A 19,799-nucleotide genomic window follows, 5' to 3' on the forward strand; every position below is an offset into this window, starting at 1 on the left:
AAAAGCGCGATGTCTAGGACATCGCGCTTGGTGACTTAACTTTTTTAACCCGAATGGTTAACCAACTGGCGCTTCGATTTTAACGCAATTCCACAATTTTTAACTAATCTAATTGAATATTGTTGGTTTTTATCACTGGGCCCAGCTTATTACGCTCTGTGACGAGGAATTTATCCATCTCGCTGCGGCTCGTCGGCGTCACCTCCAGCCCCATGTCTTCGAGGCGCTTGACCACGGCCGGGTCCTTCAACGTGGCCTGCAATTGCTCGCTCAAGCGGTTGACACGGTCTTGCGGCGTGGCCTTGGGGACCACCATGCCCTGCCAGGCATAGGCTTCAAAGCCCTTCAGGCCCTGCTCATCGAGGGTGGGCACGTCCGGAAACACCTTGGAGCGCTGCGGTGTCGCAATGCCGATGGGGCGCAGCTTGCCGGCCTGGATATTCTGAAAACCCGCCACCGAGTCGACAAACATGAAGGGCACCTGGCCGCCCAGCACATCCTGCACCGCAGGCGCTGCGCCCTTGTAGGGCACATGCACCAGGCTCAGTTTGGCCTGTTCCTTGAAAATCTCGGTCGCCAGGTGGTGGGGGGAGCCCGCGCCCGGCGTGGCATAGCTGACGCCGCCCTGTTGCGCCTTGGCCCAGGCAGTGAACTCGGCCAGGTTCTTGACCGGCAGCTTGGGGTTGACGACCAGGATCAGCGGAAAGCGCACCAGCATGCCGACCGGCGCAAAGTCCTTCTCGGCGCTGTAGCTGAGCTTTTGGTACAGAAAAGCGTTGGCCGCCAGGGTACCGGTGTCACCCGTGAGCAGGGTGTAGCCATCGGGTTTGGCGCGAGCCGCGTAGTCGGCACCGATATTGGTGGCCGCGCCGGGCTTGTTGAGGATGATGATGGACTGGCCCAGGGCCTTGGCCATCGGCTCGGCCACGACGCGGGCGACCACATCGGAGCCGCCGCCGGCCGCATAGGGCACGACCCATTCAATGGGACGCTCGGGGTAGGCAGCCTGGCTCAGCGCCGGCAAGGCCAGCGCAGCGGCAGCCAGCAGCTGGCGCAGGGAAAAAGGGGTGGGCATGGTGTTGTCTCCTGTTGGTAATCGTTGTTGTCTCTGTGGTGCCGGGGCCTGGTGCATTGTCCACCGGCCCCCAGCCAGGCAGCTGTCGCTTACAGCGCGCGCGCCGGCAGCATCTGGCCTTCGCAGATGCCAAAGCCGATGCGGGCAGCGCCGGGCCGCTCGCACCAGCCGCGCAGCACCACGGCGTCACCATCTTCCAGCCAGGTGCGGGTCTCGCCATTGGGCAGGGTCAGCGGCTGCTTGCCGCCAACGGTCAGCTCGATCAGCGCGGCCGCCTGGTCCAGGCTCGGGCCCGACAGGGTGCCGGTGCCCAGCAGGTCGCCGGGCTGCAGGTTGCAGCCGTTGACGGTGTGGTGGGCCACCAGCTGCGCCACCGTCCAGTACGCGTGGCGGTAGTTGGACTGGGTGATCTGCACGGCCTTTTCACCGGCGGCGCGCATCTTGGAGGTCTGCAGGTCCACCGCCAGCGCAATATCGAAGGCGCCGGCCTCGCGGTTGTGGGCGCTGTCCATGTAGGGCAGCGGCTGCGGATCGCCTTCGGGGCGGGCAAAGGCCACGCGGTAGGGCGCCAGCGCCTCCAGGGTTACCACCCAGGGGGAGAGGGTGGAGGCAAAGTTCTTCGACAGAAACGGGCCCAGCGGCTGGTATTCCCAGGGCTGGATGTCGCGCGCCGACCAGTCATTGAGCAGGCACAGGCCAAACACATGGTCCTCGGCTTCGCCGATGCTGACGGGCTCGCCCAGTGCATTGGACTGGCCTACGAAGATGCCCATTTCCAGCTCGATGTCCATGCGCGCGCTGGCCTTGACCGTCGGCACCGCTGCATCGGGCGCCTTGGTCTGGCCCACCGGGCGCTTGAACGAGGTGCCCGAGACCACGATGCTCGACGAGCGGCCGTGGTAGCCGATGGGGACCCATTGGTAGTTGGGCAGCAGGGGGTTGTCCGGGCGGAACTGCTTGCCGATATTGGTGGCGTGGTGGATGGAGGTGTAGAAGTCGGTGTAGTCGCCGATCCGCGCGGGCAGCTGGTAGGCTGCCTGCGCCTGCGGCACCAGGAAGCCCTGCCACTGCGCCTGCTCGGCCGCGCCCACGCGCAGGCCGCGCGACAGCGCCAGGCGCAACGCGCTCCAGGCCTGAGGGCCCAGCGCCATCAAGGCGTTCAGTGATTCCTGCGCGCCCGCCTCGGCGGCGCGCTGCGCATCGCCGCTCAGGCTGCCGCTGGCGGCCAGCGCCTGCAGGTCGACAATCTGGTCGCCAATGGCGACGCCGCCGCGCCAGGCTTCCTGGCTGCCTTGGCGGCGGAAGCTGGCAAACGGCAGGTTCTGCAGCGGGAAATCGCTGCCAGCGGCCTGGGCAGTGCTGACCCAGCTTTGCAGTGCGGGGGCGTGGGTTTCGTTGAGTCGGGTCATGCGTGGGTGTCTCCAGTGGGGTGGCAGCGGGCGAACATGCGGTCTGCGCCCGCTGCGGATCGGTTTCGGTGGCCTTGGCGGCGGTGGAACGTGCCGAGGGTCTCAGGCCTTGCCTTGCGGTTTGAAATGCTTTTGCAGCCCTTGCCAGCAGCGGTAGTACTCATGCTGGAGCTGGACCGTCTCCAGCGCATAGGCGGTGGGCTGGATGACGGCCGGGGTCTCGAACATGAACGCCATCGTGTTGTCGATGTAGTGCGGCTGGTGCGTGTCGGCCTTGCTGGCCTTGTCGAAGGTCTCGGCATCGGGGCCGTGGCCGCTCATGCAGTTGTGCAGCGACGCGCCGCCGGGCACAAAGCCCTCGGCCTTGGCGTCGTAGGCGCCCTCGATCAGGCCCATGAACTCGCTGGCGAAATTGCGGTGGAACCAGGGCGGACGGAAGGTGTCCTGCGCCACCAGCACGCGCGGCGGGAAGATGACAAAGTCCAGCGCATCCACGCCCGGCAGCGCGGTAGGCGACTGCAGCACCAGAAAGATCGACGGATCGGGGTGGTCGTAGCTGATCGAGCCGATCGTGTTGAAGCGGCGCAGATCGTATTTGTAGGGCGCATAGTTGCCATGCCAGGCCACCACATCGAGCGGCGAATGGCCGATGCGCGCCGACCAGAAGTGGCCGCGCAGCTTGGCCACCAGCTCGAAATCGCCTTCCTTGTCCTCATAGGCGGCCACCGGCGTCTGGAAATCACGCGGGTTGGCCAGGCCGTTGGAGCCGATCACGCCCAGGTCGGGCAGCTTGAGCAGCTCGCCGTAGTTTTCGCAGACATAGCCGCGCGCCGTGCCGTCAAGCAGCTGCACCGCAAAGCGCACGCCCCGGGGGACCACGCAGATCTCCTGCGGCTCCACCTCCAGGGTGCCCAGCTCGGTGGCAATCTGCAGGCGCCCTTGCTGGGGCACGATCAGCAGCTCGCCATCGGCGTTGTAGAAGTAGCGGCCTTCCATGCTGCGGTTGGCCGCATACAGGTGGATGCCGCAGGCGGCATTGCCGGCCATGCTGACGATGCCCTGCAGAAAGTCGCAGGGCGCATCGGGCGGCGGCAGCGGGTCCCAGCGCAGCTGGTTGGGGGGCGTGGGCACCTCGTCAAAGCCGCCGGTGGCATGGCTTTTCCAGCGCGGCAGGTCCAGCGGCGCAAAGGGCTCGTGCATGGCGCCGGGCCGGATGCGGTAGAGCCAGCTGCGGCGGTTGCTGTGGCGCGGCGCGGTGAACGCCGTGCCCGACAACTGCTCGGCATACAGGCCCAGCGGCGCCACCTGCGGCGAGTTGCGCCCCACCGGCAAGGCGCCCGGCTCGGCCTCGGTCGCCCATTCATTGGCAAAACCTGTCATATAGTGCCGGGGCTCGGCATTCACACTGCGCATGCGTATCTCCTGTCAGTCATTGTTGGGTTGAGGGCGATCCCGGTGCAGACCTTGCCGGCGGCGCGCTGGGACCGCGCGAATCCTCGGGGGCGAATTCCTAGGGAAAACACCAGACACGGGCGCAAGCTGGGCGCTTCCGCAAAGCGGGGCTCCGTGACATAGTCGCGGTAGCTGTTTTCCCAGCCAGCACCCATAGCCAACCAAGGAGACGCGTTGAACACGCCGCTGGACCGTACCTATACCCACCGCCTGCATGCGCTGGCCAAGATCACCGACCGCACCACCCAGATGGTGTACGAGGAGGAGGTGGGCATTCCTATCAGCGAGGCCCGCTGCCTGGCAGCGATTGGCGCGTTCCACCCCTTGTCGGTCAATGACCTGGCGATGCGCGCCAACCTGAACAAGGCCCAGGCCAGCCGCTCCACCCAGGCCCTGGTCGAGCAGGGGCTGGTGCTCAAGCAGGCCAGCGAAGTCGATGGGCGCGGTGTGGTGCTCAGCCTCACGCCCAAGGGCTGTGAATACTGGGACAAGGTGATGGTGGTCATCGCCCGCCGTAACGAAGAGATCCTGTCGGCCTTGACCGTTGACGAGCGTGAGCAGCTCAGCGTGCTGCTGGATCGCCTGCTGCAGCACGCGCGCCAGACCAGCCTGCCCGAATAAGGCCGTCGCGCTGCCTGCATGGCTGCATGCAAGGCGCGGCAGCGGCTTGCGCCGCCGCTGCCCGCGAGCATGCAGCCGGGTCGTCATGCAGTGGCCTCCGGCTCGGCCACGGCATCGGTCTGCGCCTGGTAAAGCGACGCTACATTCTGGTCGATCGCACCAAACAGGCTGTTGCCGTCCTTGCCCTTCATCTCGATACGCACCGTGTCGCCAAACTGCATGAAGCCGGTCTGGCTCTTGCTTTTTTGCAGCGCTTCCATGCTGCGCTTTTCAGCGATGCAGCTATAGCCCTTGGGCCAGTCCATGCGGCCATGCTTTTCGGCGCCGCTGTTGCTGACGGTGCCGCTGCCCAGCACGGTGCCGGCGCGCAGGTGGCGCGTCTTGGCCGCGTGGGCGATCAACTGGCCAAAGTGAAAGCCCATTTCCGGGCCCGCATCGCACATGCCGACCTTGCGGCCGTTCCAGCTGGTCTGCAAGGCCAGGTGCACCTTGCCGCCCCGCCAGGCATCGCCCAGTTCATCGGGCGTAATCGCCACCGGGCTGAAAGCGGTCACCGGCTTGCTCTGCACCAGGCCGGCGCCCTTGTCCCGCTCGGCCGCTTCCAGCTGGCGCAGGCTGACCGGGTTGGCCAGCATCAGCAGGCGCACGCTGTCGAGTGCATCTTCCGGGTTGGTGTCCTGTTTCACATCGCCGGTGATGACGGCCAGCTCGGCCGAGAAATCGATGCCCATGGCCTCGCTCGCCACCACGATGTCATCGTTCGGGCCGATGAAGGCGTCGCTGGCGCCTTGGAACATCAAGGGATCGGTCTTCAGCGCAGCGGGCAACTCCTCGCCCGGTGCCAGGCGCAGCAAGGCCACATGGCTCAGATAGGCGGCCCCGCTCAACCATTGGTAAGCGCGTGGCAGCGGTGCCATGCACTGGGCGGGGTTGAAGTCAAAACTGTGGCGCGCACGGTCGGCATTGAGCGCGTCATACAGATCCTGCAGCTGGGGCGCATAGAAATCCCAGTCATCGAGCGCTTGTTGCAGGCGATGGGCAATGCCGGAGGCGTAATGGGCCGTGCGCAGATCGCGCGAGACGACGACCAACTGGCCGTCCCGCGATCCGTCTTTATAGCTTGCAAGCTTCATACCGGTTTCTCACAGTCAAACATGCCTCTATCGTGCCAGATTGGTTCCGCGCTGGGTGCTTGCCATGGTGCCTGCACGCGCCGCCACCGCTGCGATGCCGCGCCAAATTACGATTAGTAAAACGCATTCCTTTATTTAGAATACCTTAAACTAGCGCCATGGACAAGGATCGTGCAGGCATTCAGTCGGTCGAGGTGGGGTTTGCGCTGTTGCAGGCGCTGGTGGATGCCCGTGGCCCGCTGGCGCTCAAAGACCTGGCGCATGCCGCTGCAATGCCGGCAGCCAAGGCCCACCGCTACCTGGTCAGCTACCAGCGCAGCGGTCTGGTCAAGCAGGATGCGGCGACCTCCCGTTATGACCTGGGCCCGATGGCTTTGCAGCTGGGGCTGGCGGCGCTGCGCCGCAGCGACGCGGTGCGGCTGGCGCGCGAGCGCATGCCCGATTGGCTTGACGGCCTGGGCCATACCGTGGCGCTGGCGGTCTGGGGCAACCATGGCGCCACGATCGTGCACTGGGAGGAGCCGCCCCATGGCACTACCGGCCATCTGCGGCTGGGCGATGTGATGCCCCTGCTCTCGTCAGCGACAGGGCGCTGCTTTGGCGCCTGGCTGCCTGCCGCCCGCACCGAACCTGCGCTGGAGCGCGAACTGGCGCAGGCCCGCCTGGCCGGGCGCGGCGACCTGCCGCAGACCGCTGCCGATGCGCACCAGCTGTTTGCCCAGGTGCGCAGCCAGGGCATCGCCTCCGTGGTTGATACGCTGCTGCCCAGCGTCGCTGCGCTGTGCGCCCCCGTCTTCGATGCGCGCGGCCAATTGGTGCTGGGCATCACCAGCCTGGGCACGCAAGCCACCTTTGACCCTGCCCCCCAAGGTGCGATGGCCCAGGGCCTGCAGGCCATCGCTGCCCAGCTCTCGCATGAACTGGGCTACAACGCCGCAGAACGGGGCAGCCAGACCTAATCCAGCTGCGCTGTGGGCCTGCGCAGCTGGTACTACACTGAGCGTCTCATGCGCCAACGCCCCCTGATCCTGCTGACCTTTGCCGTGCTGGCCGCCCACGGGCTGCTGCTGGCCTGGCCCGGGATGGAGGAGGCACTGAGAAAGGCGCGTATCACCGGCAGCACGCCCAACGAGCTGCGCTTTGAGGTGCGGCAGATAAGCCCCCCGCCTCCCGTTGCCACGCCGCCCGCTCCGGCGCCCGCCTCCCGGCCCCGCGTTGCCCCAACGGCCCCTGTGGCCCCCCGCCCCCAGCTCCAGAAAGCGCCGCCGCAGCAGGCGCCCACCAGCCGCGCCAGCGTCGGGCCCAAAACCCCGGAAAGCGCTGCCGACCAGCTGGCAGCCGCCAGCGCCGAAACGGCGCCTCCCGTTAACGCAGAGGCGCCGCCCGCCGCCCCCTCGGCGCTGGACCAGTTGCTCGCATCTTCAGAGCCTAGCGCGGCGCCCACCTCCGACAGCCTCTCCGGCTCCGCTGCCGAGCGTCCATCGTCCGATGCCGTGACAAGCCAGGATGCTTCCAGCCCTGCCCCCGACCCGGTCCCCTCCCCGCCCGGCGCGGATGCCCCCAACGCCGCTGCACCTGCCGTGGCCGAACCCGCACCCGCCCCAGGCATTGGCAGCCCTGGCTATGCCGGCCCCATGCCGGCGATCAAGCTGCCGCCTTCTGCGCGGCTGCAGTTCCAGGCCAAGGGCTCGGCCAAGGGCTTCCAGTACTCGGCCAAGGCGCAACTGCTCTTCAAGACCGATGGCCAGCGTTACCAGGCCGAGCAGGAGGTGTCGGCCTTCCTGATGGGCAGCCGCAGCCAGACCAGCAGCGGCCAGATCACCCCCCATGGCCTTGCGCCCCAGCGTTTTGTCGACAAGGCACGCAAGGAGCGCAGCGCCGATCTCGACGCCGCCGCTGGCCGTGTCCGCTACAGCGATGGCGATGACCCCCAGGCAGTCAGCGCGGGTGTGCAGGACCGGCTGTCGATCTTTCTGCAGCTGTCGAGCATGGTGGCGGCCAACCCCGAGCGCTATGCGCCGGGCAGCACGGTCGCGATCAATGTCACCAGCGCACGCAGCACGGAGGTCTGGACCTTTGTCGTCGATGGCCCCGAAACCCTGGATTTGCCCGCGGGTGCCACCCCGGCCTTGCGCCTGACACGCCAGCCGCGCAAAGGCCAGGACCAGACCGCCCACCTCTGGCTGGCCCCTTCGCTGCAGTACCTGCCGGTGCGGATCCGGCTGTCCCAGTCCAATGGCGATTTCGCCGATCTTCAGCTGCAGGCAGCCACGGTGGATGGCCAGCCGGCCACCCCGCCCTGAGCACGCCCTCCCCGGCCCTGTACGACAAAGCCTTTGCCATACGTCCCTGATTTGCGACGTTTGGCTGTAAAAACACCGCCAATGGCCGGGAATGCCACCAAAACCTGCTACAACGGGGTTGTGGACGCAGGCTTGCAAATCGGCAAACTGCCACCACCTGCACTTCACAAGGAGGAACATCATGCAAATGATTTACGACTCGGACTCATTTGTGGTGTTGCACCTGACGCCAGAACTGCCCCTGTCCGATGACGGTGCATCCGTCACCAACCCCACCGTGACCGAGCCGCTGCGCCATCTGCAGCGCCAGGGTTTTGAGATTGTGGACAAGCGCAGCGGCAAGGAGCTGTACCTGGATGGCGCCTGGGCAGAGATGTTCCACCAGCAAATCCAGGCCTGGCAAGCCAATGCACCGACGGAAGAAGAAGTCGAGGCCACGCTGGACCGCTATACCGGCCTGGCCCAACAACCGGTGATCGTGCATTAAACGCTGCACCTCTTTCCCAGCCCATCCCAGCTGTTTGCGTGCCCTCCAGGCGCAAACAGCTTTTTTTCGCCCAAAAGCGGCATTAACGCTTGACTTGGAGTGCGCTCTAACTTTGACAATGCCTGCATGGAACCACCCCTCAGCATTGAAGAAGCAGCGCAACGCACCGGGCTGAGCGCTCATACCTTGCGCTATTACGAACGCATTGGCCTGATAGGCGCGGTGACGCGCGCAGCGGGCGGCCAACGCCGCTATGCCGCAGCCGACCTGGCCTGGCTCGCCTTTCTGACCCGCCTGCGCACCACCCGCATGCCGATCCAGAAGATGCGCCTGTTCGCCCAGCTGCGCAGCAGCGGCGATGCCACCGTGCCAGCCCGCCGCCAGATGCTGCAAACGCACCTGGCCGAGGTGCAGGCCGACATCAGCGCCATGCAGCAAGCCGCCCAGGCGCTGCAAGACAAGATTGCCCACTACCAGGCGCTGGAAAGCGCGGCCTCTGCGCCGCCCCGCAAAAACGCCACGCCCAAGAAGGAGCCGAACCATGGCTGACACCACCCGCTACCAACGAGGCCTGGACAAGCTGCGCGAGATCGATGGCCACGCCGGCGAACAGGTGGTGGCCAGCCTGGCCGCCATCGCGCCTGAATTTGCGGATTACCTGATCGAATTCCCCTTTGGCGACATCTACAGCCGCCCCGGGCTGGACCTCAAAAGCCGCGAGATTGCGACGGTGGCCGCCCTCACCGCGATGGGCCATGCGGCGCCGCAGCTGAAGGTACATATCCAGGCGGCACTGAATGTGGGCTGCAGCCAGCAGGAAGTGGTCGAGACCATCATGCAGATGGCCGTCTATGCCGGGTTTCCGGCTGCGCTCAATGGGCTGTTTGTGGCCAAGGAGGTGTTTGCGCATCGCCCGGCATCTGGCGCCTGATCAGCGGAAGAACCCCGACGGCGTCTGGCCGAACTGGCGCTTGAACATCGTGGCAAAGGCGCCCGGGCTGTCATAGCCCAAGGCCAGCGCCACATCGATCACCTTCTGGCCCTGGGCCAGCCGCTCCAGCGCGAGCAACAGCCGGGCCTGCTGGCGCCAGCGCGCAAAGCCCATGCCGGTATCGCGCAGAAAAAGGCGCTGCAAGGTCTTCGGATCCACCTCGAAATACCGTGCCCAGTCGGCCAAGGTGGCCTGGTCTTCGGGCTTGCGCTGGATATGCCCGCAAATGCGCTGCAGGCGCGGGTCGGCAGGGCTGGGCAGGTGCATCGGCAGCACCGGCAGCGCCTGCAGCTCATCGAGCAGCAGACGCATCAGCCGGCCGTCGCGTGAATCGGACGCGTAAGGAATGTCGATCTGCATCGCCGCGCGGATCAGCTCGCGCAGCAGCGGCGAGATGCCCACCACCTGCGCCTGTTCAGCCAGTCCAGGCGCGGCATGGGGACGCACGAACAGACTGCGCATGCGCACCTCGCCGATATGGCGCACCTGGTGCTCGGTGCCGGCCGGCATCCAGATGCCCCGTGTGGGCGGCACGATCCACTGCCCCCCGTCGGAGGCGACCAGCATCACGCCGTGCACGGCATAGATCAGTTGGTGGTGGAAAGGGTGGCGGTGCGTGCCGGTGCTGCTGCCTGGCGCATAGTCGGTGGCATGGCAGGCAATGGGCACAGGGCTGCGCTCCATCTCGTCCAGGGTCTGGAAGTAGTAAGGCATCGAATGTCCATTTTGCGAAGACTTTATCCCAAAATACGCAAGACAGGCAAATGGTACGGCCCTAGCATGGCTGCTTTCTGTTGAACCGCACAGGCCCCTGCCGCCATGAACTCCACCCTCGCCGCCCGTCCCGCGCAGCGCCCTGCTGCAACGCCCCGCACCGCCTTTGGCGTGCTGGGCGCCATCAGCACCGCCCACATGGTCAACGACATGATGCAGTCGCTGATCCTGGCGCTCTACCCCATCCTGCAGGGCAACTTCCAGCTCAGCTTCAGCCAGATCGGCTTCATCACCTTGGTCTACCAGGTCACCGCCTCGCTGCTGCAGCCGCTGGTGGGCCTCTACACCGACAAGCGCAGCACGCCCTATTCGCTGCCGCTGGGCATGTGCTTTACCTTGGGCGGCCTGCTGCTGCTGGCCTTTGCGCCCAACTACAGCACGGTGCTGGTCGCCGCTGCCCTGGTGGGCACCGGCTCGTCGATCTTCCACCCCGAATCCTCGCGCGTGGCCCGCATGGCCTCGGGCGGCAAGCATGGCATGGCGCAGTCGCTGTTCCAGGTGGGTGGCAACACCGGCACGGCGCTGGGCCCGCTGCTGGCCGCTGCGGTGATCGTGCCCTTTGGCCAGCAAAGCATTGCGTGGTTTGGCCTGGCAGCGCTCGGCGGCATTGCGCTGCTGACCTGGGTGAGCCGCTGGTATGCCGTGCAGCACCATGCGGCCAAGGGCATGCGCACCCCGGTTGCCAATGGCCTGCCGCGCTCGCAGGTGCTGGGCGCGATCGCCGTGCTGCTGGTGCTGATCTTCTCCAAATACTTCTACATTGCCAGCCTGTCGAGCTACTACACCTTCTACCTGATGGAGCACTTTGGCGTGGGCGTGCAAAACGCGCAGCTGCTGCTGTTTGTCTTCCTGCTGGCCTCGGCGGTGGGCACCGTGGTGGGCGGCCCGATTGGCGACCGCATTGGCCGCAAGCCCGTCATCTGGGCCTCGATCCTGGGTGTGGCGCCGTTCGCACTGGTCCTCCCCCACGCCAACCTGGCCTGGACGGTGGTGCTCACCATCATCATCGGCCTGGTGCTCTCTTCCGCATTCTCGGCCATCCTGGTCTACGCGCAGGAGCTGATTCCCGGCAAGATCGGCATGGTCTCGGGCCTGTTCTTTGGCCTGGCCTTCGGCATGGGCGGCCTGGGCGCTGCCGTGCTGGGCATGATCGCCGACCGCAGCGGCATCGAGTATGTCTACGCCATGGCCGCCTACCTGCCACTGCTGGGCATGGTGGCCATCCTGCTGCCCAAGGTGCCCAAACGCTGATGCCGGTCTGAGAGGCCCTGAAAAACACCAACGCCCGGTCTTGCGACACGGGCGTTTGTTTTGCTTAACGGCTGAAGGCCGGGCTCAGCGCCAGCGCGGCATTAGCCGCAGGCTCCCACGGCGCCGCAGGCGGTGCAGTACTCGCAGCCATCCTTGCGGATCACCGCATGGGCGCCGCATTCATGGCACTTTTTGCCGGCCATGGTCTGCAGGCCCTGGCTCACCACCGGTGCGGCCACTGCAGGGGTCAGGGTGGGGCTGCTGATGCCCGGCAGGTTCTGCTGGCGGCGGCGCTCGAGGATCTGCTGCACCGCATAGGCGATGGCGGCCACTTCCGAGTCATGCCACATCGGCACATGGGTGCCATCGGCGCGCTGGTAGGTGCCCAGCCGCACGGGGCCCCGGTCCCAGGCGACCTTGCGCATATCGGCCAGCGCACGTTCCAGGAACCCACCGCGCGCGGCCAGCGACAGCAGGCGCATGCTGGAGGTGATCCACTGCTGCGACTCGCCGCTCTGGCCCACGGGCATGAAGAACTCCACCGCGCGGTCCACCATGCTCTTGCCATCGGCGCTGGGCACCGGCAGGAAGGAGACGATGATGTAGAGGCGCTGCTGGCCTTCCTGCGTCCAGTACTCGACCTTGTCGGCCACGGCGCTCAGCTCGCCCTCGGGGCGGCGCTCGATCACCAGTTTCATCGGGTCCACCACGGCGGCTGCGGGGGCCTTGTCCGCAACGGCTGCCTCGGGCTTGGCAGCCGGTGTGGTCTCCAGCACCGCACCCAGAATGCTGTTGGGGCGGTAGGTGGCCAGGCCCTTCAGGTTGCCGCGCCAGGCCTGCAGGTAGAGGTTCTTGAAGTCCTCATAGGGGTAGTCGGCGGGGATGTTCACCGTCTTGGAGATGGCGGTGTCCACATAGGGCTGCACGGTTTCCATCATCGCCAGGTGTTCGGTGGCCGACATCTCCAGCGCCGAGACAAAATAGGCCGGCAGCTGCTCCACATCGCCGCCCAGCTCGCGGTACAGGCGCCAGCTGTGGTCTTCGACCTGGTACTGGCTCTTGCTGCCATCGGCCTCGCGCTTGTTGCGGGTGTAGGTCCAGGAGAACGCCGGCTCGATGCCGTTGGAGGCATTGTCGGCAAAGGCCAGCGAGACGGTGCCGGTAGGCGCAATCGACAGCAGGTGACTGTTGCGGATACCGTGCTTTTTGATGTCGTCCTGGATGTCCTGGGGCAGGCGGCTGGCAAAGGTGCCCTTTGCCAGATAGCCCTTGGCATCAAACTTGGGGAAGGCGCCCTTCTCCTGGGCCAGCGCGACCGATGCGCGGTAGGAGGCATCGCGCATGCATTCGGCGATGCGCCTGGCCATGTCGCGGCCTTCCTGGTCGGAGTAGCGCAGGGTCAGCATTGTCAAGGCATTGCCCATGCCGGTAAAGCCCACGCCAATGCGGCGCTTGGCAGCCGACTCCTCGCGCTGCTGCTCCAGCGGCCAGAAGGTGGCGTCGAGCACGTTGTCCAGCGCACGCACCTGGGTGGCCACCACCTGCTCGAAGCTGTCGAAATCAAAGCTCGGCAGGCCGCCAAAGCCAAAGGGATTGCGCACGAAGCGGGTCAGGATGATGGGGCCCAGATCGCAGCAGCCATACGACGGCAGCGGTTGCTCACCGCAGGGGTTGGTGGCAGCGATGCGCTCGCAGTAGCGCAGGTTGTTGTCGTCGTTGATATGGTCGAGGAACAGGATGCCCGGCTCGGCGAAATCATAGGTCGAGGTCATGATCGTGTCCCACATCGCCCGGGCACGCACGGTCTTGTAGATCCACTTGCCGTCCTCGCGCTGCACAGCGCCTTCGGCGCGCAGCTTGGCATTGGGCTTGCCGCTGTGCACCAGCTGCCAGTCGGCATCGTCCACCACCGCCTGCATGAAGGCATCGGGCACGCCCACCGACACATTGAAGTTGTTCCAGCGGCCTGGCGTGCGCTTGGCGGTGATGAACTCCATCACATCGGGGTGGTCGATGCGCAGCACGCCCATTTGCGCGCCACGGCGTGCGCCAGCCGATTCCACGGTGGAGCAGCTCTGGTCAAACACATTGATATAGCTGCAAGGGCCCGAGGCCATCGAGGCGGTGCCCTTGACCTCGGCGCCCCGGGGGCGGATGCGCGAGAAGTCATAGCCTACGCCGCCGCCGCGCCGCATGGTCTCCGCCGCCTCGCGCAGTGCCTCGTAAATGCCGGGGTAGCCCTCGTCGTCAAAGCCCTGGATGCAGTCGCCCACCGGCTGCACAAAGCAGTTGATCAGGGTGGCCTGGATGTCGGTGCCAGCCGCTGACATGATGCGGCCTGCGCCAATCGCGCCGGCATGCAGGTTGGCGTAGAACCTGGCTTCCCATTCGGCCTGCAGCTCGGGCTTTTCCACCGCAGCCAGCGCGCGTGCGACGCGGCGGTACAGGTCCTCGATACTGGACTCATCACCCTTGAAGTATTTCTCCTTGAGCACATCCAGGCTGATGGCCTGCGGTGCCTGGGCAGCCAGGGCCTGGGGAGACGGGGTGATGTGGTCGCGTTTCATCTGTTAAATCCTCAAAAAAACGGTCGTATGCAAGCAGATCGCGGCGATGGGCTGCCGCCAGGGCAGCACTGGCGCCAGACGACCCACACCCCGGCGCCATGCAGCGGGGCATGGTGGCTCGGGCATGCCCAGGGTCAGGGCGGCAGTTTGGTGAAATCGATAGGCCAATCCAAACGCACTTCAGTTTGGAGACCATGTGCCAATCTACCCCCAATCGCCGATCCTGGAAACCACGAAACCACCCTTGTGGTGTGGCTGCATACCCGCTGGGCTCGAGCGCTGAAATGCCGCGCTGCCAATGCTTGGAGAGCGAGGAAGCGCTTATTCATCGGCGCATCGCAAACAGCACGGGTTCTGGTCGATGTCTTTGATTTGCAGCGGTTTTCCGGGGGCTCTGCAACCCTTGGTGACCGCTGAATGACAGAACAATAAATTTATAATCTTGACGTTTATTTACAAAGTCGCAGCTCAATTCTACCCAGTCAAAATACCAAACCCCGACTGGGGAACTCCCTTAGCCAACACTGCGACAATGGCAGGTTATGACCAACGCTTACATCCTCACTCTCTCGTGCCCTGATCGCCGGGGGCTGGTCCACGCGGTATCCGGATTCCTGCTGGAGCACGGCAGCAATATTGAAGAAGCCGCCCAGTTCAACGATCCGGCCACTGGCCTGTTTTTCATGCGCGTGCGCTTTGCCAGCGAAGGAGACCCCAGCCAGCTGCGGGAGGATCTGGATGCTTTTGCCAAGCCTTTCGAGATGCACTGGCGCCTGCATGCGGCCGAAGAAAAGATCAAGACCGTCATCATGGTCAGCCGCCAGGGCCACTGCCTCAACGACCTGCTGTTCCGCTGGAAGGAAGGCCTGCTGCCGATCGACATCCGCGCCATCGTCAGCAACCACCGCGATTTCTACCAGCTGGCGGCCAGCTACAACATCCCCTTCCACCACATCCCGGTGACGGCGGCGACCAAGGCCCAGGCCGAGGCCAAGCAGTTCGAGATCATCGAGGCCGAAGGCGCCGAGCTGGTCGTGCTGGCGCGCTATATGCAGGTGCTGTCGAACGACCTGTGCAGCAAGCTGTCGGGCCGTGCGATCAACATCCACCACAGTTTTCTGCCGAGTTTCAAGGGTGCCAAGCCCTACTACCAGGCCCATGACCGCGGCGTGAAGCTGATCGGCGCCACCGCCCACTATGTGACGGCCGACCTCGACGAAGGCCCGATCATCGAGCAGGACGTGGCCCGCGCCTACCACACCGACACCGTGGAAGACCTGACCGCCCGTGGCCAGGACACCGAGAGCCAGGTGCTGGCCCGCGCAGTGAAGTGGCACAGCGAGCACCGCGTGCTGATGAACGGCCACAAGACCGTCATCTTCCGCTGATCCAGCCCGGGGCGCTGCCTGCAGGCGGTTGCCCCGGTGACCTCGGAAGGCTTGCCAACTTGCTACAGTGTGGGCATGAGCCAGGTTGACCTCCCCACGCCCCCACCGGCCTCGACCGAGCGCGCAGAACGCCAGCGCGACGTCGTGGCCGCCCTGCGCAAGCTGCTGCCCGACGACTGCCTGCTATGGCATGACGAGGACACCACCCCCTATGAATGCGATGGCCTGACCGCCTACCGCCAGCGCCCGCTGGTGGTGGCGCTGCCCGAGACCTATGCCCAGGTGCAGGCGGTGCTGCAGGCCTGCCATGCGCTGCAGGTACCCGTGGTGGCGCGCGGTGCCGGTACTGGCCTGTCCGGCAGCGCGCTGCCGATTGCGCTGGGCGTGACCTTGTCGATGGCCCGCTTCAACCAGATCCTGCACATTGACCCGGCCGCCTGCACGGCCGTGGTGCAATGCGGCGTGCGCAACCTGGCCATCAGCGATGCAGCGGCGCCCTACGGCCTCTATTACGCGCCAGACCCATCGAGCCAGATCGCCTGCACCATTGGCGGCAATATTGCCGAGAATTCGGGCGGGGTGCACTGCCTCAAATACGGCTTGACGGTGCACAACGTGCTGCAGATCAAGGGCTTCACCGTGGAAGGCGAGCCCATCGAGTTTGGCAGCCAGGCGCTCGATGTGCCGGGCTACGACCTGCTGGCCGCCGTGATCGGCAGCGAAGGCATGCTGGCCGTGGCCACCGAGATCACCGTCAAGCTGGTGCCCAAACCCCAGCTGGCGCGCTGCATCATGGCCAGCTTTGACGATGTGCGCAAAGCCGGTGATGCGGTGGCAGCGGTGATTGCCGCCGGCATCATCCCGGCCGGGCTGGAGATGATGGACAAGCCGATGACCGCCGCCGTCGAAGACTTTGTGCATGCCGGCTATGACCTGAGCGCCGAGGCCATCTTGCTCTGCGAGAGCGATGGCACGCCCGAAGAAGTGGCCGAGGAGATCGCCCACATGAGCCAGGTGCTGCGCGCCGCCGGCGCCACTGCGATCAGCATCAGCCAGGACGAAGAAGAGCGCCTGCGCTTCTGGAGCGGCCGCAAGAACGCCTTCCCCGCCAGCGGCCGGATGAGCCCGGACTACATGTGCATGGACTCGACCATTCCGCGCAAGCGCCTGGCCGATATCCTGCTCGCCATCCAGCAGATGGAGAAAAAGTACCAGCTGCGCTGCGCCAATGTGTTCCATGCGGGCGACGGCAATCTGCACCCGCTGATCCTGTTCGATGCCAACGACCCCGACCAGCTGCACCGCTGCGAGCTGTTTGGCGCCGACATTCTGGAGACCAGCGTCGCCATGGGCGGCACGGTGACCGGCGAGCATGGCGTGGGTGTGGAAAAGCTCAACAGCATGTGCGTGCAGTTCTCCGCCGAGGAGAATGCGCAGATGCTGGCGCTGAAAGCGGCGTTTGATCCGCGGGGAACGCTCAACCCGGGCAAGGTGATTCCGACCCTGAACCGCTGTGCCGAGTACGGCAAGATGCTGGTGCGCGCCGGCAAGCTGGCGCATCCAGACCTGCCCAGGTTCTAGGCTGCACGGCTGGGTGTGGTGCAGGCCGCGTCGGCTGCGTACTGCGATGTCCGCCGTTGGCTGACAGGCAACCCAGTGGCGCAGGCGCACAGTCAAGGCAGAGCCACTACTGCAAAGGATTGCCTTGAAAAACCCCATCACCACACTGAACGCTGCCCTGCTTTGCGCCGCCCTGCTGTCTGCCACTGCGGTGCAGGCCCAGCAACCGGCGCTGCAGAAGGCCGGCGATGTCCAGTATGTCTGCGGCGGCATTGGCATTGACGAGTCGACGGCCATGCGCGCGGCGATGAAGGACTATCCGCTGTCTCTGCTGTTTGCGACCAAGACAGGCGACTACCTGGCAAAGATCCAGGTCGTGATCGAGTCGGAGAAGGGCACGGAAGTCGCGCAGTTCCAGGCCCAGGGCCCCGTGTGCCTGCTGCGTTTGGACAGCGGACGCTACACCGTCAAGGCCAGCGCCGATGGCGGCAAGGCAGTCAGCCAGAGTGTCGAGGTGGCGCCAGCTGGCACTCCCGGCAAGACGCTGGACTACCGCTTCTGATCAAACCGGCCCGAGGCTGCCGGAGATGGCGCTGATGCGGCCCAGGCTGTCCAGATCGGCGACGATGCGGTTTGCGCCGTGCTGGCCGGTGATGCGTGAGCCGGTCTCCTGCACGCTGAAGCCTTTGGCCGGCAGGTAGTGCTGCAGCAGCACGCGGTGGTTCAATTCAAAATCGCTGATCAATTGCGACACCACCGTCGGCACCCGCTCCGGCTTGGGTGCAGTGGTCGGCAGGCCATGGTCAGGGTCGATCAGCGCCAGCAAAATGCCTTCGCCATAGTTCCCCAGGTAATAGCCGGCGCTGTCATCCGCACCGGCAGCGATCAGGCCGATCACATGCAGGTCTTCCTGGCGCAGCGCAGTGCGCGGCTGGGTGAACAGCTCCAGGTTCTTGGCAGCGCCAAAGCCTTGCAGCTGGCGAGCGACTTCGGTAAAGGCGGGTGCCACCTCGGCCTGGGTATGGGCCCAGATCCACAGCCAGGTCCCCGATTGGAAGGAGTAAGAGCCCAGCACCTGCATGCGAAAACGCAGGTCATCGCCAAAGGCAATCAGGCCTTGGGCAGTGTCGGCCGACCAGGGGCGGTCGCCGACCTTCTCGGCAAAATCAAGCTGGCGGTCCCAGGCCATGCCGGCATAGGCCGACAGTGCGTCGCGCAGTGCGGGATCGGCAATGGCGGGGGGGATTTCAGCGTCGCGGGCGGCTGCGGCCTCGAACAGATCGGCCTGGGGACTGGGCGCGGCCTCGGCAGCAGCGTGGGGTACAGCGGCGGCGGGGGCCTCGCCAGCGCTGGGGATACTGGTCACGGGTGCGGCCAGTTCCGCAGACGGGTCAAAGGCCGGTTCGCGCGTGCCACGCACCGGCTCCTGCGGCGCGGCGCCTGTGGCCGCAGCGGGGTGCGGGCTCGGGTTTTCAGCGGGGGCAGCCGTTGGCGCAGAAGGGTTCAGCCAGCCAAACAGTTTTTGCCACAATCCCATGGTGTTGATTCTCCTGCGGTAGCGGCACGCCCGATGCGCCCCAAGCGTCAAAGGCCAGGATATTGGGCCTATTGACGCTCAAAATGGGCACCTGCGCGCACCCATCGCCGCTTTGCTGCTATCAGTATAGGTGCAAACCACGATACCCCTGTTTTGCAGTTGCAACGGGGTGTAGGCCTCCACTGTACAGGAAGCGCGGCGTCCAGGTAGCCCCTACTCAGTTCAGCGCCATGCTCAGGCGGCGGCGGTAGCTGCTCAGCAGCGCGCCCACTTCGTCTTCCTGCTTGCTGGCCTTGCCGGTCAGCGCAATGCCGCCCGCCGTGGTGCCGGGCACGGCATCGTTGGCCTTGGGCTTGGGCGGGGTCAGCAGCTCCAGGATGGCGACAAACAGCTTGCGCGCGGCCTGGTCGTTCCAGGTTTTGTCGCGCATGATGATCTCCAGCAGCTCGTCCATGCTGGCAGTCCACTGGCCTTCGGCCATCAGTGCCTGCGCCTTCGCAAAGCGGGTGTCGAAATCGCGCTTGTTGGCGGCAATGGCTGCGTCGAACTGCTCCAGCGGCCAATCGCCCCGGTCGTCCTCGTGCACAAAGCGGATCGCCTGGGCCCAGGCCTTGAGCGCCACAAAGCGCAGCGGCTGCTGGATGCGCTTGAGCGGCTCCTCGATCTGGGCCTCGGCCTCGGACACGGCGCCGGTCTGGATCAGCAGGCGGGCATAGTCAAAACGGGCATCGTCATTGCTGGGGTCGGCCGCCAGCGATTCTTGCAGCATCTGCAGCGCGGCCTGCACATCGCCGCTATCCAGCAGTTGCTGGGCCTCGTCGGCGCCCGCTTCGGCGGCCATCGCTGCCTCGGAGGGCAAATGCTTGTCCAGAAACTCGCGCAGCTTGCCCTCAGGCTGGGCACCCATGAAGCCGTCCACCGGCTTGCCGCCGATCATCAGCACGCAGGTGGGGATCGAGCGGATGCCGAACATGCCCGCCAGCTGCTGCTCCTGGTCGGAATCGATCTTGGCCAGCTTGAAGCGGCCGCCGTAGTCGGCTTCGAGCTTGTCCAGCAAGGGGCCCAGGGTTTTGCAGGGACCGCACCAAGGTGCCCAGAAGTCCACCAGGACCGGCACCTGCATGGAGGCCTGGATGACTTCGGCTTCAAAATTCTCAATGGTGACGTCGATCATGTCGCTAAAAATCCGTGTTGATCAGGCAGCTTCACTGCAAAAAGTAAAATGGCGGGTTCCATCCTGGCGCGGGGCCG

At 65.4% G+C, this 19,799-nt stretch carries 18 protein-coding genes; 10 read left to right on the forward strand and 8 right to left on the reverse strand.

The features are described 5' to 3' along the window. Nucleotides 1-103 precede the first annotated feature (103 nt). From ACHWUQ_RS13450 to hmgA, 3 genes are all read right to left on the reverse strand, one after another. The gene (locus ACHWUQ_RS13450) at nt 104-1,075 is read right to left on the reverse strand and encodes a Bug family tripartite tricarboxylate transporter substrate binding protein (protein WP_394681443.1); all 972 of its coding nucleotides are present in this window, start codon (nt 1,073-1,075) and stop codon (nt 104-106) included. 89 nt (nt 1,076-1,164) lie between these two features. Next, nucleotides 1,165-2,484: a fumarylacetoacetase gene (fahA, locus tag ACHWUQ_RS13455; RefSeq protein WP_394681444.1), complete on the reverse strand. Its 1,320-nt coding sequence runs from the start codon at nt 2,482-2,484 to the stop codon at nt 1,165-1,167. Between the two features lie 102 nt (nt 2,485-2,586). Beyond that, nucleotides 2,587-3,897, reverse strand: coding sequence for a homogentisate 1,2-dioxygenase (hmgA, locus tag ACHWUQ_RS13460; protein ID WP_312528131.1), 1,311 nt, complete (start codon nt 3,895-3,897; stop codon nt 2,587-2,589). 213 nt (nt 3,898-4,110) lie between these two features. On the opposite strand from hmgA, the gene ACHWUQ_RS13465 reads away from it, so the two are divergent. Next, nucleotides 4,111-4,557, forward strand: a complete 447-nt coding sequence (locus ACHWUQ_RS13465) for a MarR family winged helix-turn-helix transcriptional regulator (RefSeq protein WP_239809723.1) — start codon at nt 4,111-4,113, stop codon at nt 4,555-4,557. An 83-nt stretch (nt 4,558-4,640) separates the two neighbouring features. Here the strand turns inward: ACHWUQ_RS13465 and ACHWUQ_RS13470 are convergent, their stop codons facing one another. Beyond that, the gene (locus ACHWUQ_RS13470) at nt 4,641-5,690 is read right to left on the reverse strand and encodes a fumarylacetoacetate hydrolase family protein (RefSeq protein WP_394681445.1); all 1,050 of its coding nucleotides are present in this window, start codon (nt 5,688-5,690) and stop codon (nt 4,641-4,643) included. Nucleotides 5,691-5,848: 158 nt separating this feature from the next. Here ACHWUQ_RS13470 and ACHWUQ_RS13475 point away from each other — a divergent pair, with 158 nt between their 5' ends. The 5 genes from ACHWUQ_RS13475 to ACHWUQ_RS13495 all read left to right on the forward strand — a co-directional run bounded on the left by ACHWUQ_RS13475 (nt 5,849) and on the right by ACHWUQ_RS13495 (nt 9,411). Continuing rightward, nucleotides 5,849-6,649 carry an IclR family transcriptional regulator gene (locus tag ACHWUQ_RS13475; RefSeq protein ID WP_312450707.1) on the forward strand — a complete coding sequence of 267 codons (801 nt, stop codon included), beginning with the start codon at nt 5,849-5,851 and terminating at the stop codon, nt 6,647-6,649. Between the two features lie 48 nt (nt 6,650-6,697). After that, the gene (locus ACHWUQ_RS13480) at nt 6,698-7,993 is read left to right on the forward strand and encodes a DUF3108 domain-containing protein (RefSeq protein ID WP_394681446.1); all 1,296 of its coding nucleotides are present in this window, start codon (nt 6,698-6,700) and stop codon (nt 7,991-7,993) included. A 181-nt stretch (nt 7,994-8,174) separates the two neighbouring features. After that, nucleotides 8,175-8,480 (forward strand): DUF3567 domain-containing protein, encoded by a 306-nt coding sequence (locus ACHWUQ_RS13485; RefSeq protein WP_239809727.1) that lies wholly within the window; start codon nt 8,175-8,177, stop codon nt 8,478-8,480. 126 nt (nt 8,481-8,606) lie between these two features. Beyond that, complete coding sequence (locus tag ACHWUQ_RS13490; RefSeq protein WP_313332962.1) at nt 8,607-9,029, forward strand: MerR family transcriptional regulator; 423 nt, start codon at nt 8,607-8,609, stop codon at nt 9,027-9,029. Next, complete coding sequence (locus ACHWUQ_RS13495; protein WP_312528122.1) at nt 9,022-9,411, forward strand: carboxymuconolactone decarboxylase family protein; 390 nt, start codon at nt 9,022-9,024, stop codon at nt 9,409-9,411. Before ACHWUQ_RS13490 ends, ACHWUQ_RS13495 begins: the two co-directional genes overlap by 8 nt. On the opposite strand, the gene ACHWUQ_RS13500 is transcribed toward ACHWUQ_RS13495, so the two are convergent. After that, nucleotides 9,412-10,185 carry a helix-turn-helix transcriptional regulator gene (locus ACHWUQ_RS13500; RefSeq protein WP_313332966.1) on the reverse strand — a complete coding sequence of 258 codons (774 nt, stop codon included), beginning with the start codon at nt 10,183-10,185 and terminating at the stop codon, nt 9,412-9,414. Nucleotides 10,186-10,290: 105 nt separating this feature from the next. On the opposite strand from ACHWUQ_RS13500, the gene ACHWUQ_RS13505 reads away from it, so the two are divergent. After that, on the forward strand, nt 10,291-11,496 hold the full coding sequence (locus ACHWUQ_RS13505) for an MFS transporter (RefSeq protein ID WP_239809731.1): 1,206 nt from the start codon (nt 10,291-10,293) through the stop codon (nt 11,494-11,496). Between the two features lie 101 nt (nt 11,497-11,597). Here the strand turns inward: ACHWUQ_RS13505 and ACHWUQ_RS13510 are convergent, their stop codons facing one another. Then, a complete protein-coding gene (locus ACHWUQ_RS13510) occupies nt 11,598-14,063 on the reverse strand; it encodes an adenosylcobalamin-dependent ribonucleoside-diphosphate reductase (RefSeq protein WP_239809732.1) in 2,466 nt (821 codons plus the stop codon). A gap of 542 nt (nt 14,064-14,605) precedes the next feature. Here ACHWUQ_RS13510 and purU point away from each other — a divergent pair. From purU to ACHWUQ_RS13525, 3 genes are all read left to right on the forward strand, one after another. After that, a complete protein-coding gene (purU, locus tag ACHWUQ_RS13515; RefSeq protein ID WP_230770836.1) occupies nt 14,606-15,451 on the forward strand; it encodes a formyltetrahydrofolate deformylase in 846 nt (281 codons plus the stop codon). Between the two features lie 75 nt (nt 15,452-15,526). Continuing rightward, a complete protein-coding gene (locus ACHWUQ_RS13520; RefSeq protein WP_394681447.1) occupies nt 15,527-17,032 on the forward strand; it encodes an FAD-linked oxidase C-terminal domain-containing protein in 1,506 nt (501 codons plus the stop codon). A 124-nt stretch (nt 17,033-17,156) separates the two neighbouring features. Continuing rightward, nucleotides 17,157-17,573: a carboxypeptidase regulatory-like domain-containing protein gene (locus ACHWUQ_RS13525; RefSeq protein ID WP_230770833.1), complete on the forward strand. Its 417-nt coding sequence runs from the start codon at nt 17,157-17,159 to the stop codon at nt 17,571-17,573. Here the strand turns inward: ACHWUQ_RS13525 and ACHWUQ_RS13530 are convergent, their stop codons facing one another. Both ACHWUQ_RS13530 and trxA read right to left on the reverse strand, forming a co-directional pair. After that, a complete protein-coding gene (locus tag ACHWUQ_RS13530; protein ID WP_394681448.1) occupies nt 17,574-18,548 on the reverse strand; it encodes a DUF6882 domain-containing protein in 975 nt (324 codons plus the stop codon). A 217-nt stretch (nt 18,549-18,765) separates the two neighbouring features. Continuing rightward, the gene (gene trxA, locus ACHWUQ_RS13535; protein ID WP_394681449.1) at nt 18,766-19,722 is read right to left on the reverse strand and encodes a thioredoxin; all 957 of its coding nucleotides are present in this window, start codon (nt 19,720-19,722) and stop codon (nt 18,766-18,768) included. Between the last annotated feature and the right edge of the window lie 77 nt (nt 19,723-19,799).

The sequence above is a fragment of the uncultured Comamonas sp. genome (assembly GCF_964277875.1).
GTDB lineage: Bacteria > Pseudomonadota > Gammaproteobacteria > Burkholderiales > Burkholderiaceae_C > Comamonas > Comamonas sediminis.